The organism is Streptomyces sp. NPDC031418, assembly GCF_055581605.1.
This window is the reverse complement of record NZ_JBVIJC010000009.1, coordinates 136336-152566: the sequence shown is the minus strand read 5'-3', so window position 1 is coordinate 152566 and position 16231 is coordinate 136336. Positions and strand designations below refer to the sequence as shown.

Here is a 16231-nt window from a genome sequence, read left to right as displayed (position 1 = left end):
TTTGACCGGTCAGAGGGACTAATCCCGGCCAATCGATGTCGTAAGACGGGGTAGGCGATGCACGAGTCCGTACAGGCAGAGGTCATGATGAATTTTCTCGTCTCGGAGGAACTCTCCTTCCGTATTCCGGTGGAGTTGCGCTACGAGACAGATGATCCCTATGCGGTGCGGCTCACCTTCCACCTGCCCGGTGATGCGCCGGTGACCTGGGCTTTCGGACGCGAACTGCTGATCGACGGGGTCGGCCGGCCCTGCGGGGAGGGTGATGTGCACATCGCCCCCGCGGATTCCGAGGTGCTCGGTGAGGTCCTGATCAGGCTTCAGGTGGGCAGCGACCACGCTCTGTTCCGTTCCTCGGCGCCGCCGCTCGTCGCCTTCCTGGACCGTACGGACAAGCTGGTGCCGCTCGGCCAGGAGGGCGCGCTGGCCGATTTCGACGCTCACCTGGACGAGGCCCTGGACCGGATCCTGGCCGAGGAACAGAGCGCCGGCTGAGGAGACGAGACACGGGGCGTCGGACGCTCCGCCACACCGCATGGAACGGTGCAGTAACGCTTCTGCGGATGTTGGTCACGCGGCGAGGCGGACGGCGCCCCCGGGCTCATCGCTTGCGGCGGCGGCCCCGGCCACCCCGCGCCGGTACGGGCTGGGCGCCGACGGGCGCCTGGCCGTCCGGCCCCGGACGGTCGGCCGCCACCACCAGCGCGGCGAGCGCGGTGGTGACCGGGACCGAGGCGACCAGACCGATCGATCCCACCAGCGTGCGCACGATCTCCTCGGCGACCAGCTCGCTGTTGGCCACGGTGCCCACACTGCTCTGGGCGATCGAGAACAGCAGGAGCAGCGGCAGCGCGGCACCGGCATAGGCGAGGACGAGCGTGTTGACCACGGAGGCGATGTGGTCGCGGCCGATGCGGATGCCCGCCCGGTACAGCCCGCGCCAGCCCATCGAGGGGTTGGCCTCGTGCAGTTCCCAGACGGCCGACGTCTGGGTCACGGTCACATCGTCCAGGACGCCGAGCGAGCCGATGATGACACCCGCCAGCAGCAGACCACTCATGTCGATCTTCGGATACAGGCCATGGATCAGGCCGGTGCTGTCGTCGGTGTTTCCGGTCAGCGCGGCCCAGCCGATGAACAGCGAGCCGAGCAGACCGATCAGCGACAACGAGATCAGCGTGCCGAGCACGGCCACCGAGGTACGCGCCGACAGGCCGTGGCACATGTACAGAGCTATCAGCATGATGGCGCTGGAGCCGACCACGGCCACGAGCAGCGGGTTCGAGCCCTGGAGGACCGCCGGCAGGATGAACAGGGTCAGCACGAGGAAACTCACGGCCAGCGCCACCAGTGCCATGACACCGCGCAGCCGGCCCACCACCACGACGGCGATCGCGAAGATCCCCGCGAGCAGAGCCATCGGGAACTTCCGGTCCACATCGGTCACCGAGTACTGGAGGTCCTTCGGCGCCGACGGCTCGTAGGCGACGACGACCTTCTCGCCCTGCTCCAGCTGGCGTGACTGGTCCGGCTGCACGATCTCGGTGAACGTACGGCCCTTGTCCTTGCCGGTGTCGACCCGGACGGTGGCCTTCTTGCAGGAACCGCCCGCCTCCTGGACCGCAGAGGTGCCCTCGGCGGTGGAGGTGTCACCGGTCGGGGTCTCACCGGAGGCGTTCACCGAACGGCAGCTCACGTCGATGACCCGGGTGACCGTGGCCTGCTGCGTCTGCCGGTCGAAGCCGACGCCGCTGCGCTTGTGCGAAGGAGCTCCCCCGGGCCAGAGAACGACCAGGCCGACCACGACCGCCGCGGTGAACGGGATCAGGATCGCCGCGATGACCTTGCGGAGATGCCGGGAGACCGGTACGGCGGGGCCGTGGCTGTGACTGTGGCTGTGTCCATGGCCATTTGCGTGGCCCTGGCCGTGTCCGCCACCGGCCGCACGGCTGCCGTGGTCCCGTTCGCCGTCCCGGACCGAGCTGTCCGGGCGGGGCGGCTCGGGCGGCTGATACGGGTACTGCTCCATGCTGGTCATCGCCGCATCATCGCAAGAACGGTGGGGGCCCACTGTTCATCACGCCACACATGACGCTAGCGTGGGGGCACCTTTGCACACGCGGGAGCTCGGAGCACCGGGCTGAGAGGGCGCTGACCTTCGTACTCGCGATGTTTCACAGGGAACGAGCGATGTTCCACGTGAAACATCGGTGGACGGAAGCCGCTGCGTCGACCGCCGAACCTGTTACCGGGTAATGCCGGCGTAGGGAGTAGGTCTCATGACCAACAAGGACGCACGCACGCCTGCCTCTGTTCAGGACGAGAAGTCCCAGGAGGCCGGGAAGTCCATCGGATGGCACAAGGCATACGTCGAGGGCTCCCGCCCCGACCTGCGCGTGCCGGTCCGCCAGGTGCACCTCACCAACGGGCAGTCGGTCACGCTGTACGACACGTCAGGCCCGTACACCGATCCCCTCCAGGAGACCGACGTCCGCCGGGGACTGTCGGCCCTGCGGGAGAACTGGATCATCGCCCGCGGCGACACCGAGGAGTACGCGGGCCGTCCCGTCCGTCCGGAGGACGACGGGATCAAGCACACCTCGCCCCGGGGCGGACTGCGCAATCTCGACGCCGTCTTCCCCGGCCGGCCGCGCCAGCCGCGCCGGGGCCGGGACGGCCAGGCGGTGACGCAGCTCGCCTACGCGCGCCGGGGCGAGATCACTCCCGAGATGGAGTTCGTGGCCCTCCGGGAGAACGTCTCTCCCGAGGTGGTCCGCGAGGAGATCGCGGCGGGCCGCGCGGTGCTGCCCGCCAACGTCAACCACCCGGAGATCGAGCCGATGATCATCGGCAAGCGGTTCCTGGTGAAGGTCAACGCCAACATCGGCAACTCCGCGGTGACCTCCTCCATCGAGGAGGAGGTGGAGAAGATGACCTGGGCGACCCGCTGGGGTGCCGACACAGTCATGGACCTGTCCACCGGCCGCAACATCCACACCACCCGCGAGTGGGTGCTGCGCAACTCCCCCGTCCCCATCGGCACGGTGCCGCTCTACCAGGCGCTGGAGAAGGTCGACGGCAAGGCCGAGGAACTGACCTGGGAGATCTACAAGGACACCGTCATCGAGCAGGCCGAGCAGGGCGTGGACTACATGACGGTCCACGCGGGCGTCCGGCTGCCGTACGTGCCGCTCACCGCCAACCGCAAGACGGGCATCGTCTCGCGTGGCGGCTCGATCATGGCCGCGTGGTGTCTGGCGCACCACAAGGAGTCGTTCCTGTACGAGAACTTCGAGGAGCTGTGCGAGATCCTCGCCGCCTACGACGTCACGTACTCGCTGGGTGACGGCCTCCGGCCCGGTTCGATCGCCGACGCCAACGACGAGGCGCAGTTCGCGGAGTTGAGGACGCTCGGGGAACTCAACCGGATCGCCAAGCGTTTCAACGTACAGACGATGATCGAAGGCCCCGGGCACGTCCCGATGCACAAGATCAAGGAGAACATCGACCTTCAGCAGGAGATCTGCGATGAAGCTCCGTTCTATACGCTCGGCCCGCTGACCACGGACGTCGCACCGGCCTACGACCACATCACCTCCGGCATCGGCGCCGCGATGATCGCCTGGTGGGGCACGGCGATGCTCTGCTACGTCACGCCCAAGGAGCACCTGGGCCTGCCCAACCGGGACGACGTCAAGACGGGTGTCATCACCTACAAGATCGCCGCCCACGCGGCGGACCTCGCCAAGGGGCACCCCGGCGCGCAGGAGTGGGACGACGCGCTGTCCGACGCCCGCTTCGAGTTCCGGTGGGAGGACCAGTTCAACCTCGCCCTGGACCCGGACACGGCGCGGGAGTTCCACGACGAGACCCTGCCGGCCGAGCCCGCCAAGACGGCCCACTTCTGCTCCATGTGCGGGCCGAAGTTCTGCAGCATGAAGATCTCGCAGGACATCCGCCGCGAGCACGGCGGCAGCCAGGCCGAGATCGAGGAGGGGATGGCGCAGAAGTCCCAGGAGTTCGCGGCCGCGGGCAACCGGGTCTATCTGCCGATCGCCGACTGATCCGGCGCGCGGTGAACTCGCCCCGTCCCAGGTCTCCTTGAGGGGGCCCTGCACACGAGCGGGCTCGCGGCTGACCGGAGTGGTGGTGCCACACCGGCTCGGCCGCGCGGCCCGCCCCACTGGGCTCACGTCCGCTCGGCTCACGCCCGCCCAGGAGGCGGGCCGGGCTACTCGGGCTGGTGGTTCGGGCCGTCGAAGTCCGGGCTCGTGTAGTCCGGGCTGGTGAAGCCCGGGCGGCCGGACGCGCTGCCGGCGTCGGGGCTGCTGAAGCCGGGACGGTCGTAGCCCAGACGCGGTATACGGCCGCTCGGGGCCGGCGGGGGCGTGCGGTGGAGCGCGGGCGGGCCGGACGCGGCCAGCGCCTCCCGCAGAAACGGCAGGATGCCGCGCTCCAGCAGCGCGCCCAGCCAGGCCTGCCTGGCCCTGGCCAGCTCCTCGTGCGCCGCGTCGCGAGCCTGCGCCTCGGGCGAGGTGCTGTTGCGCAGTGCGGTCAGCAGCAGGCCGACGGCGGCGAGCAGGATCGCGGCCGCCGTCACCGCGCCGAACACCCAGCCGGTGGTCAGCATGGTCTGGGCGAGGGACTGCTCCGGGTTCAGCATCTTCAGGATGTAGCCGACGAGCAGGAAGATCGCCGCGGCCGTGCCCGACAGGACGGGCGCCAGTACGGCGACGACCGCGATGGCGCCCGCGCCGCTGTTCTCGGCGTCGTCGCCGAGGCCGGTGGCGGGGCCCGTCGTGTCCTCGTCCGGTTCCGTGGAGCCGGAGTCGGCCGGCGACGAGGGGGTCATCGCCGGCTGGCGCAGCTCCTGGCGGAGTTTCACATAGTGCTGGTACTCGGCCGCCGCGGCCTGGGTGATCAGGGCGGTGGCGTTGAGGGCCATGGTGCGCAGCTGCTCGGGATTGAGCCGCTGTCCGACACCGGTCAGTTCCGGTCGGTGTGGTGCGGAGCGCAGCGCCTCATCGAGGAGCCGCTCGAATTCCTGGCGGTCCTCGCTCTGAAGATGCTGCGGAACGCTGTTCATGTGCATCCCCCGGTGCTCCGTAGGGCTTGGGGCTCGCACGCCGGCGAGCCGTCGGGCAGAAACGGAGGGGAGCCTGCTACGGATACGCCGATGGTAGAGCCGTGACGGCACACGGTGACAGGGGGTTGCCGGAAATTGGGGTCCGGCCTGCACGTATCTCCGCCGGGGGACGCCTGCCCGGCGAACCGTCAGTTTTCCAGAGGGAGTTGTTCGACGAGCAGCTTTCCGGCCATGGTCACTCCGCCGTCCATGGCGATGGCGAGCCCGTCGGCGTAGACATGCGGTCCCTCGACGACCGGGCCGGTGCCCTCCTCGCCGTCCTCGGAGCCGACCTCGCCGAGCAGGTAGGGAATGGGGCTGTGCCCGTGAACGACCCGGGTGCCGCCGTACGTATCGAGAAGGGAGCGCACGGCGGCCGCGCCGCCCTCGTCGCGGAAGGAGAAGCGCTTGGTGAACTTGCGGAAGAGATCCCAGACCTCGTCGGCGTCGTTGCGGGTCAGGGTCTCGCGGACGGTGTCGTTGACGGCCTCGATCGAGTCCCCGTAGTCGAGATACGCGGTGGTGTCGGAGTGCAGCAGCAGATAGCCGTCGACCTCCTCCACGGCGTCCAGGCGGGCCATCCACTGAAGGTGGTGGTCCTGGAGGCGGTCCATGTCGGTCTTCTGGCCGCCGTTGAGCAGCCAGGCCGCCTGGAAGGTGGCGGTGCCCGCGCCGGAGTTGACGGGGGTGTCGCCGAACCGTTTGGCGCCGAGCAGCAGCAGCTCGTGGTTGCCCATCAGGGCCTTGCAGTAGCCGCCGGCCGCGGCCGCCTCGGCGGACAGCCGCATGACCAGGTCGATGACGCCGATGCCGTCCGGACCGCGGTCGGTGAAGTCGCCGAGGAACCACAGCCGGGTGGTGCCCGCGCACCACTGGCCGGAGGCGTCGATCAGCCCCCGGTCCTGCAAGGCGGCCACCAGTTCGGCGAGGTAGCCGTGGACGTCGCCGACGACGTACAGCGGTCCGGGACCGGCCGCCGGCTGCGGAGCCGGGGCGGCGGGCGCCGGGTCCACGGGCAGCTGGAGCGTGTCACCTCGGTTGATGACGGGCAGGTCGCGCTGGGTGGGCGTGTAGTCCCCCGGGTAGGCCGTGTCGGCGGGCGGGACGGCGTCGCCGGGATGGACCTGGTGGACGTACGGACCGGTCTCGTGGACGTACGCGGGTACCCGGAAGTCGCGCAGCGTCGCCGTCCGCTCCACCTCGGGTCCCTGACCGGCCCCCTGAGTCATCAGACCCCTCCACCATCGCGCCGCATCTGCACCGCTTCGGACTGCCTGGTCGCAGCGGTCCGCGGTGTCGTGGGCCCATCATAGGAATGCGCGTCGCGCCGTGTGATGACCCAGGGGTGGTGAATCGGAACAAGACTCCGGTTCGCCGCGGCTTTCGCCCCGTTTGGGCAGGTGTTCGGCTGACAGCGGAGGCGCTGGCGGCCGCTTGCCGGTCCTGCGGTGCCGGGTACGACCGGTCCGTGGGGTGCCGGCCGACGCGCGGCGACCGGTCGGGCACGCGGCGGACGACCCTCCACGACCGTGGGTGATCCGTCGTCCGCGCGCCGTCCGGCCTTCGCTGCCCCCGGCCTTCGCTGCCCCTGGGCGCCGCTCGCCCGGCGGCTATGCCTCGTCCGGTGACCGCGGTGGACTGACCGTGGTCCGCGGGGGGCGGCGCTGGGAGGAGGTGCGCACGATCAGTTCGGTCGGTATCACCTGCTCGACCGGGTGGTCCGAGTCGACGCCCTCGATGGCGTCGATGAGCAGCTGCACCACGGCGGTGCCGATGCGGCGCGGCTTCAGCGACAGCGTGGTGATGGGCGGCTCGGTACTGGCGTACACGGTGGACTCGCTACAGCACACCAGCAGCAGGTCCTCCGGGACCCGGAGCCCGTAGCGGCGGGCGGCGGCCAGCAGGTCGGTGCCGTTGGGGTCGAACAGGCCGTAGACGGCGTCGGGCCGGTCGGGGCGGGCGAGCAGCCGGTCGGCGGCGACGGCACCGGCGCACGGGTCGTGCGCGGGGTAGGCCTCGTAGACCGGATCCTGGCCGACGCGCTCGCACCAGCGCAGGTAGGCGGTGGTGGACAGATGGGTGTAGGTGTCCGTCGTGGTGCCCGTGAGCAGCCCGATACGGCGGGCGCCGGCGTCGGCGAGGTGGTCGAGGATGCCGAGGACGGCGGCCTCGTGGTCGTTGTCGACCCAGGCGGTCACGGGGAGCGAGCCGACCGGGCGGCCGTCGGATACGACGGGCAGTCCCTGGCGGACCAGTTCGCTGACCATCGGGTCCTGGTCGGAGGGGTCGATCACGACGGTGCCGTCCAGGGCGACGTTGGACCACACGTCGTGCCGGGAGGTCGCGGGCAGGATGACGAGGGCGTAGCCGCGGGCGAGCGCCGCCGAGGTCGCGGCCCGGGCCATCTCGGCGAAGTACGCGAACTCCGTGAAGGTGAAAGGTTCATCCCCGTACGTGGTCACCGTCAGGCCGATGAGGCCGGACTTGCCGGTACGGAGGGTTCGGGCGGCGGCCGAGGGTCGGTACCCCAGCCGGTCGGCGACCTCACGGACATGGCGCCGGGTGGCATCCGGGAGCCGGCCCTTGCCGTTGAGGGCGTCGGAGACGGTAGTGATGGAGACTCCGGCGGCGGCGGCCACGTCCCTGATGCCCGCTCGGCCCGGCCGGCTGCCTCGACGTGAGGTTTCCGCGCGGCTCACCTGATGCTTCCCTGCTGCTGTCATGGCGAGCCGATAGTAGGGCTCATGCGGTGGGGTAGTGCGGACGCATATGCACGCGTTGACAGGCACGTTTCTGCAAGGTCATGGGTAGTCAACTTCCTTTGAAGTAAAGGTAGTTGAGCGGTTCAGTAGGAAGACGTGTCGTGGTGACGCGTATGAACCTGCCAAGTGCCCGATGTCTCGAAGAGGTCTCAACTCACCTTCACGGGGGACGCGCGCCACGGCGTGAGCCACCGGCGCGTAGATATATGTACGGCGCGCCCCCTGAAACGTACGCCTTCGTGCGGTGATGCCCGTGATGACAGGGGGATCGACGTGGTTTGCCCGCAGCCAGTACTCAGGACTGCCGAATCCTCATAAGGTGAGGAGTATTGGAAGCCGGCGGCGTCGACGGTCCGCTGGTGGTCGCGAGGAGGACTGCGGTGAGCGAGACGAGCCCCAAGCTGCGCGCCGAGCTGGAGGGTATCCCCACCTATAAGCCGGGCAAGCCCGCCGCGGCCGGCGGGCCGGTCGCCTACAAGCTGTCCTCCAACGAGAACCCGTACCCGCCGCTGCCGGGCGTCATGGAGTCGGTGACCGCCGCGGCCTGCAACTTCAACCGCTATCCCGACATGGCCTGCACCGGCCTGATGGACGAGCTGTCGGACCGGTTCGGCGTCCCGGTCTCCCACCTGGCCACCGGCACCGGCTCGGTCGGTGTGGCCCAGCAGCTGCTCCAGGCGACCAGCGGCCCCGGCGACGAGGTGATCTTCGCCTGGCGGTCCTTCGAGGCGTACCCGATCATCACGCAGATCAGCGGTGCCCGGGCGGTGCCGGTGCCGCTCACGCCGGGCGATGTGCACGACCTGGACGCGATGGCGGAGGCGATCACCGACCGGACCCGGCTGATTTTCGTCTGCAACCCGAACAACCCGACCGGCACGGTGGTGCGGCGGGCCGAGCTGGAGCGCTTCCTCGACCGGGTGCCCAGCGATGTGCTGGTGGTGCTGGACGAGGCGTACCGCGAGTTCATCCGGGATCCCGAGGTGCCCGATGGTGTCGAGCTGTACCGGGAGCGGCCCAACGTCTGCGTCCTGCGCACGTTCTCCAAGGCGTACGGCCTTGCCGGACTGCGCGTCGGGTTTGCGATCGCCCATGAGCCGGTGGCGGCGGCGCTGCGCAAGACGGCGGTGCCGTTCGGCGTGAGCCAGCTGGCGCAGGAGGCGGCGATCGCCTCGCTGCGGGCCGAGGACGAACTGCTGGGCCGGGTCGGCTCGCTGGTGTGCGAGCGCACGCGCGTGGTCGACGCGCTGCGGGCCCAGGGCTGGACGGTGCCGGAGACGCAGGCCAACTTCGTATGGCTGCGGCTGGGGGAGCGGACGGTCGCGTTCGCGCAGGCCTGTGAGGAGCACGGAGTGGTGGTCCGGCCGTTCCCGGGCGAGGGTGTGCGGGTCACGATCGGCGAGACCGAGGCGAACGACATCTTCCTGAAGGTGACGGAGGCGTTCCACAAGGAGCTGTAGCTCCGCGTCCGCAGTGGTTGTAGCCCGACGTCGGCGGGGGCGGGTGTCTCGCTCCCCGCTCTACTCGTCGATCAGTTCCACCCGGATGGGGTCGCCGGCCCGTGCGGTCGCCAGGACGTCGGCGTCCCCGTCCACCCGCCCGAGGATGTTGCACGGGCTCGCGAGGCGGCACTCGGTCCCTCGCGAGATCGGTGTGGGGCCGTAGGGGAGGGCGAGCGAGTCGCCGTCCGTCCAGAACGCCACCGTGCCCGGCTCCACGACCTGCCGGGCGTCCGTTTCACGTGAAACAGAGACGCCTGTGTCGAAATAGACCTCCTCGCCCCATGTCTGAGCGGTAGCGGCGAGAGGCAGTGCCTTTGCCAGGGCCTGCGCGGTCGGTGTGGTGCCGTCGAGGGTCGCGGTGAGGTTTCCCGCGGGCCAGGAGATCCGTATCTGCATGGCGCGCAATTCAACAAGATGTTGAAGTCGCTGCCAAGGTCTTGACGCCATGGCGATAGAGCCACCCCACCCTGCCGGGCTGAAAATCAGTGCGTCATAATGGCTTGTGAATGTGAACGCGTTCACAAGCGTGTCCCGGTTGCTCCATTATGTGCGCGACAAAAGGGGCAAACCGCCGCTACCACGGCGAAGTAAGGAGCTGACGACGTGGACTTGGCTTTGGCGCCGGAGACACTGGCGCGCTGGCAGTTCGGCATCACCACCGTCTACCACTTCCTGTTCGTCCCGCTGACGATCTCCCTGGCCGCGCTCACGGCCGGGCTCCAGACCGCCTGGGTACGTACGGACAAGGAGAAGTACCTCAGGGCCACCAAGTTCTGGGGCAAGCTTTTCCTGATCAACATCGCCATGGGTGTGGTCACCGGCATCGTGCAGGAGTTCCAGTTCGGCATGAACTGGTCCGATTACTCCCGCTTCGTCGGTGACATCTTCGGCGCCCCGCTCGCCTTCGAGTCGCTGATCGCGTTCTTCTTCGAGTCCACGTTCATCGGGCTGTGGATCTTCGGCTGGGACAAGCTGCCCAAGAAGATCCACCTGGCCTGCATCTGGATGGTGTCGATCGGCACGATCCTGTCGGCGTACTTCATCCTCGCGGCCAACTCCTGGATGCAGCACCCCGTCGGCTACCGGATCAACAAGGCCAAGGGCCGTGCCGAGCTGACCGACTTCTGGGCCGTGCTGTCCCAGAACACCGCACTGAGCCAGGTCTTCCACACCCTGTCCGCCGCCTTCCTGACCGGTGGCGCCTTCATGGTGGGCATCGCGGCCTACCACCTGGCCCGCAGGAAGCATGTGCGCGTGATGAAGACCTCGCTGCGGCTGGGCCTGGTCACGGTGGTCATCGCCGGTCTGCTCACCGCCGTCAGCGGCGATGTGCTCGGCAAGGTGATGTTCAAGCAGCAGCCGATGAAGATGGCGGCCGCCGAGGCGCTGTGGGACGGCCAGAAGCCGGCACCGTTCTCGATCTTCGCGTACGGCGATGTGCAGAAGGGCCACAACACCGTGGCCGTGGAGATCCCCGGCCTGCTGTCCTTCCTCGCCAACGACGACTTCACCTCGTACGTCCCCGGCATCAACGACGTCAACAAGGCCGAGCAGCAGAAGTTCGGGCCCGGTGACTACCGGCCCAACATCCCCGTCGCCTTCTGGGGCTTCCGCTGGATGATCGGCTTCGGCATGGCCTCCTTCGCCCTGGGCCTGGCCGGGCTCTGGCTGACCCGCAAGAAGTTCATGCTCCCCCGGCATCTGCGGGTCGGTGAGGACGAGGTGCCGCACCTGGTGCTCTTCAAGAGCAAGGCACTCGGCCCGAAGCTCACCCCCTGGTACTGGCGCATCGCGACCTGGACCCTGGCCTTCCCGCTGATCGCCAACTCCTGGGGCTGGATCTTCACCGAGATGGGCCGGCAGCCGTGGGTCGTCTACGGCGTCTTCCAGACCCGGCAGGCGGTCTCCCCCGGTGTCTCCCAGGGCGAGATCCTCACCTCGATGATCGTCTTCACGACGCTGTACGCGGTCCTCGCCGTGGTCGAGGTCAAGCTGCTCGCGAAGTACGTCAAGGCCGGTCCGCCCGAGCTGACCGAAGCCGACCTCAACCCGCCCACGAAGATCGGCGGCGACACCCGTGACGCCGACAAGCCGATGGCCTTCTCCTACTAGGCCGAGGGGACAGTCATGGAACTTCACGACGTCTGGTTCGTCCTGATCGCCGTCCTGTGGACCGGCTACTTCTTCCTGGAGGGATTCGACTTCGGGGTCGGCATCCTCACCAAGCTGCTGGCCCGGAACCGGTCCGAGCGCCGGGTGCTGATCAACACCATCGGCCCCGTCTGGGACGGCAACGAGGTGTGGCTGCTCACCGCCGGCGGCGCGACCTTCGCCGCTTTCCCCGAGTGGTACGCCACCCTCTTCTCCGGCTTCTACCTGCCCCTGCTGGTCATTCTGGTCTGCCTGATCATCCGGGGGGTCGCCTTCGAGTACCGGGCGAAGCGACCGGAGGAGAACTGGCAGCGCAACTGGGAGACGGCGATCTTCTGGACCTCGCTGATCCCGGCGTTCCTGTGGGGTGTGGTCTTCGCGAACCTCGTCTGGGGTGTGAAGATCGACCGGAACTTCGAGTACGTCGGCAGCGTCGGGGATCTGTTCCACCCCTACGCCCTGCTGGGTGGCCTGCTGACGCTCACGTTGTTCACCTTCCACGGAGCGGTGTTCACCGCGCTCAAGACCGTCGGTGACATCCGGGTGCGGGCGCGGAAGCTGGCGCTCTGGGTCGGTCTGGCCACGGCCGTGGTGGCACTCGCCTTCCTGCTGTGGACACAGGCCCACAGTGGTGACAGCGCGAGTCTGGTGGCTCTGATCGTCGCGGTCGTCGCGCTGGTGGCCGCCCTCGTGGCCAACCAGGCAGGCCGGGAGGGCTGGTCGTTCGCACTGTCCGGGGTCACCATCGTGGCCGCCGTGGCGATGCTCTTCCTCTCGCTCTTCCCGAACGTCATGCCGTCGACGCTCAACGGGGAGTGGAGCCTGACGGTCTCCAACGCCTCGTCGAGCCCCTACACCCTGAAGATCATGACCTGGTGCGCAGCGATCGCCATGCCGATCGTCCTGCTCTACCAGGGCTGGACCTACTGGGTGTTCCGCAAGCGGATCGGTACGCAGCACATCGCTCCTGACGCTGCTGCCGGCGCCGCACACTGAGTCCGCCGAGGGTGTGTTTCACGTGAAACACACCCTCTGGACCGAAGGGCATGTTTCACGTGAAACCCATCGATCCGCGTCTTCTGCGGTACGCCCGTGCCACCCGCCTCTTCCTGGTGGCGGTCATCGCCCTCGGGGCGGTCGGTGCCGGGCTGGTCATCGCTCAGGCGATGCTCATCGCCGACATCGTCGTCGGGGCCTTCCAGCACGGGCAGCCGGTCGCTGAGCTGCGCAGTCCGTTGCTGTTGCTGGCCGCCGTGGCGGTGGGGCGGTCGGTGGTCGCGTGGCTCACCGAACGCGCGGCCCACCGGGCCAGTGCGGCGGTGAAGTCGGAGCTGCGGAGGCGGCTCCTCGAGCGGGCGGCCGCTCTTGGTCCCGGTTGGCTGAGCGGTCAGCGGACGGGTTCTCTGGTCACTCTGGCCACGCGGGGCGTTGATGCCCTCGATGACTACTTCGCGCGCTATCTGCCGCAGCTGGGGCTTGCGGTGGTCGTACCGGTGGCCGTCCTGGCGCGGATCGTCACCGAGGACTGGGTGTCGGCGGCGATCATCGTCGGCACGCTGCCGCTGATCCCGCTCTTCATGGCTCTGATCGGCTGGGCCACGCAGTCCCGGATGGACCGGCAGTGGCAGCTGTTGTCCCGGCTGTCCGGCCATTTCCTGGACGTGGTCGCGGGGCTGCCCACGCTGAAGGTGTTCGGCCGGGCCAAGGCGCAGGCCGCGTCCATCCGCCGGATCACCGGGGAGTACCGCCAGGCGACGATGCGGACCCTGCGGATCGCCTTCCTGTCCTCCTTCGCACTGGAGCTGCTGGCCACGCTGTCGGTCGCGCTGGTCGCCGTGACGATCGGGATGCGGCTCGTCCATGGCGAGATGGATCTGTCCATCGGCCTGGTGATCCTGATCCTGGCGCCCGAGGCCTATCTGCCGGTGCGGCAGGTGGGGGCGCAGTACCACGCGGCGGCGGAGGGGCTCGCCGCTGCGGAGGAGATCTTCTCGGTGCTGGAGACGCCGGTTCCGGCGGCGGGCGAGGGCGCGGTGCCGGTGTCTGCGGAAGGCTCGGTGGGCGCGGTGGCCTTCGAGGGGGTCACCGTTCGCTATCCGGGGCGGTCGGCCGATGCCGTGACCGATGTGTCCTTCCGGGTGGAGCCCGGTGAGACCGTGGCGCTGGTCGGGCCGAGCGGGGCGGGCAAGTCGACGCTGCTGAACGTGTTGTTGGGGTTCGTCCGGGCCACCGGGGGCCGGGTGCGGGTCGGGGGAGCCGATCTCGCCGACCTCGACCCGGAGGCGTGGCGGTCGCGGATCGCCTGGGTGCCGCAGCGGCCGCATCTGTACGCCGGGACCATCGCGGAGAACGTACGGCTGGCCCGGCCCGGTGCGGACGACGGTGCGGTGCGGCAGGCGTTGCGGGACGCGGGGGCGCTGGAGTTCGTGGATGCGCTGCCGGAGGGGGCAGAGACGGTTCTCGGGGAGGACGGGGCCGGGTTGTCGGCGGGGCAGCGGCAGCGGCTCGCGTTGGCGCGGGCGTTTCTGGCGGATCGGCCGGTGCTGTTGCTGGATGAGCCGACGGCTGCGCTGGATGGGGGGACGGAGGCGGAGGTTGTGGCGGCGGTGCGGAGGCTGGCCGCTGGGCGGACGGTGTTGCTTGTGGTGCATCGGCCGGCGTTGCTGGGGGTTGCCGGGCGGGTGGTGCGGTTGGGTGTGGGCGGTGCGGTGGTGAGTGGCGCGGAGGTGGTGAGTGGCGCCGGGGTGTTGAGTGGCGCGGAGATGTTGGGTGGCCGGGGTGGCAGTGAGCGTCCCAGGGGGCTCCGCCCCCTGGACCCCCGTCCTCGCCCACCCGCCACCCGACTCCCTCGGCTGGAAGGCGAGCCCACGGCGTCTCCGCTCGGTCAGCTGGATGGTGAGCCTGCTGCGTCTTCCGCGGCGAGGGGGCGGTCTCGGGGGTTGAGGTGGGTTCGGGGGCTTGCCGGGGAGTGGCGCGGGCGGCTGGGGTTGGCCCTGGTGCTTGGGAGTCTGGCGCTGGGGTGTGCCGTCGGGCTGATGGCGACGTCCGGGTGGCTCATCTCGCGGGCCTCGCAGCAGCCGCCGGTGCTGTATCTGATGGTGGCCGTGACGGCGACCCGGGCCTTCGGTATCGGGCGGGCCGTCTTCCGGTATGCGGAGCGGCTGGTGTCGCACGACGCCGTACTGCGGATGCTGGCCGACACCCGGGTCGCCGTGTACCGGCGGCTGGAGCGGCTTGCGCCCGCCGGGCTCCGGACGGTGCGCCGGGGTGACCTGCTCACCCGGCTGGTCGCCGATGTGGACGCGCTTCAGGACTACTGGCTGCGCTGGCTGCTGCCGGCCGGGGTCGCCCTGGTCGTCTCCGCCGCTTCCGTCGGCTTCACGGCGTGGCTGCTGCCCGAGGCGGGGGCCGCCCTCGCGGCCGGCCTGCTGGTGGCCGGCGTGGGTGTGCCGCTGGTGACCGCGACGGCGGCCCGGCGCACCGAGCGGCGGCTGGCGCCGGCGCGGGGAGTGCTCGCCACCCGGGTGACCGATCTGCTCACCGGCACCGCCGAGCTGACCGTCGCCGGTGCACTGCCCGCCCGTGCCGAGGCGGCCCGGCGGGCCGACGCCACCCTCACCCGGATCGCCTCGCGGGCGGCGACCGTGACCGCGCTCGGCGACGGGCTCACCGCGCTGGTCTCGGGCCTGACCGTCACCGCCGCGGCACTGTTCGGCGCCCAGGCGGTGGCCGCGGGCCGGCTCGGCGGGGTGGCGATGGCCGTGGTGGTCCTCACTCCGCTGGCCGCCTTCGAGGCCGTCCTGGGACTGCCGCTCGCCGTGCGCTACCGCCAGCGGGTGCGGCGCAGCGCGGAGCGGGTGTACGAGGTGCTGGACGCCCCGGAGCCGGTGCGCGAGCCGGAGCGGCCGCGGCAGGCGCCCGCCGTGCCCTTCCCGGTGGTCCTCAAGGGGCTGTCCGCGCGGCACGGGGGACAGCGGCGGGAGGCGCTGGCCGGGGTCGATCTCACGCTGGAGCAGGGCCGCCGGATCGCCGTGGTCGGGCCGTCGGGTTCCGGCAAGACGACTCTCGCCCAGGTGCTGCTGCGGTTCCTCGACGCCGAGGCGGGCTCGTACACGCTGGCCGGTGTGGACGCGTACACGGTGGCCGACGACGATGTACGGCGGCTGGTCGGACTGTGCGCGCAGGACGCGCATCTCTTCGACAGCTCGGTGCGCGAGAACCTGCTGCTGGCCAGGAAGGGCGCCACCGAGGAGGAGCTCCGCCGGGTGCTGGCGCGGGCGCGGCTGCTGGACTGGGTGGACGGGCTGCCCGACGGCCTGGACACGCTGGTGGGAGAGCACGGGGCCCGGCTGTCGGGTGGTCAGCGGCAGCGGCTGGCGCTGGCCCGCGCCCTGCTGGCGGACTTCCCCGTGCTGGTCCTGGACGAGCCGGCCGAGCATCTGGACCTGCCGACGGCCGACGCGCTCACCGCCGATCTGCTGGCCGCGACGGAGGGCCGTACGACCCTGCTGATCACCCATCGGCTGGCGGGTCTGGAGGCGGTGGACGAGGTGATCGTGCTGGACGGCGGCCGGGTGGTGCAGCGGGGTCCGTACGCGGAACTGGCCGCGGTGGACGGGCCGCTGCGCACGATGGCACGCCGGGAGGCGGAGGCGGAGTCGCTGGTGGGGGCGTCCTCCTCGTCCTCCTAG

11 protein-coding genes are annotated in these 16231 nt (G+C 69.9%); 6 read left to right on the top strand and 5 right to left on the bottom strand.

Annotation, left to right across the window (positions count from 1 at the left end):
* Window positions 1-57 precede the first annotated feature (57 nt).
* Window positions 58-495, top strand: a complete 438-nt coding sequence (locus ACZ5CZ_RS15105; RefSeq protein WP_385841507.1) for an SsgA family sporulation/cell division regulator — start codon at window positions 58-60, stop codon at window positions 493-495.
* Between the two features lie 106 nt (window positions 496-601).
* Here the strand turns inward: ACZ5CZ_RS15105 and ACZ5CZ_RS15100 are convergent, their stop codons facing one another.
* On the bottom strand, window positions 602-2038 hold the full coding sequence (locus ACZ5CZ_RS15100) for a YibE/F family protein (protein ID WP_468942855.1): 1437 nt from the start codon (window positions 2036-2038) through the stop codon (window positions 602-604).
* A gap of 241 nt (window positions 2039-2279) precedes the next feature.
* On the opposite strand from ACZ5CZ_RS15100, the gene thiC reads away from it, so the two are divergent.
* Complete coding sequence (gene thiC, locus ACZ5CZ_RS15095) at window positions 2280-4064, top strand: phosphomethylpyrimidine synthase ThiC (RefSeq protein ID WP_468942852.1); 1785 nt, start codon at window positions 2280-2282, stop codon at window positions 4062-4064.
* 167 nt (window positions 4065-4231) lie between these two features.
* On the opposite strand, the gene ACZ5CZ_RS15090 is transcribed toward thiC, so the two are convergent.
* The 3 genes from ACZ5CZ_RS15090 to ACZ5CZ_RS15080 form a co-directional block, all read right to left on the bottom strand.
* Complete coding sequence (locus ACZ5CZ_RS15090) at window positions 4232-5092, bottom strand: hypothetical protein (protein ID WP_468942849.1); 861 nt, start codon at window positions 5090-5092, stop codon at window positions 4232-4234.
* A gap of 182 nt (window positions 5093-5274) precedes the next feature.
* Entirely contained in the window at window positions 5275-6354 is a 1080-nt protein-coding gene (locus ACZ5CZ_RS15085) for a metallophosphoesterase (protein WP_385841502.1), read from the bottom strand.
* Window positions 6355-6735: 381 nt separating this feature from the next.
* On the bottom strand, window positions 6736-7848 hold the full coding sequence (locus ACZ5CZ_RS15080; protein ID WP_385841501.1) for a LacI family DNA-binding transcriptional regulator: 1113 nt from the start codon (window positions 7846-7848) through the stop codon (window positions 6736-6738).
* A 419-nt stretch (window positions 7849-8267) separates the two neighbouring features.
* On the opposite strand from ACZ5CZ_RS15080, the gene hisC reads away from it, so the two are divergent.
* Entirely contained in the window at window positions 8268-9347 is a 1080-nt protein-coding gene (gene hisC, locus ACZ5CZ_RS15075; protein WP_385841500.1) for a histidinol-phosphate transaminase, read from the top strand.
* 60 nt (window positions 9348-9407) lie between these two features.
* Here hisC and ACZ5CZ_RS15070 read toward each other — a convergent pair whose 3' ends face one another.
* Window positions 9408-9785, bottom strand: a complete 378-nt coding sequence (locus ACZ5CZ_RS15070) for a cyclophilin-like fold protein (RefSeq protein WP_468942845.1) — start codon at window positions 9783-9785, stop codon at window positions 9408-9410.
* 207 nt (window positions 9786-9992) lie between these two features.
* Between ACZ5CZ_RS15070 and ACZ5CZ_RS15065 the strand changes: the two genes are divergently transcribed.
* The 3 genes from ACZ5CZ_RS15065 to cydD are packed head-to-tail and all read left to right on the top strand — an operon-like array spanning window position 9993 to window position 16231.
* Entirely contained in the window at window positions 9993-11501 is a 1509-nt protein-coding gene (locus ACZ5CZ_RS15065) for a cytochrome ubiquinol oxidase subunit I (RefSeq protein WP_385841498.1), read from the top strand.
* 15 nt (window positions 11502-11516) lie between these two features.
* The gene (cydB, locus tag ACZ5CZ_RS15060; RefSeq protein ID WP_468942841.1) at window positions 11517-12536 is read left to right on the top strand and encodes a cytochrome d ubiquinol oxidase subunit II; all 1020 of its coding nucleotides are present in this window, start codon (window positions 11517-11519) and stop codon (window positions 12534-12536) included.
* 59 nt (window positions 12537-12595) lie between these two features.
* Entirely contained in the window at window positions 12596-16231 is a 3636-nt protein-coding gene (gene cydD, locus ACZ5CZ_RS15055; RefSeq protein ID WP_468942838.1) for a thiol reductant ABC exporter subunit CydD, read from the top strand.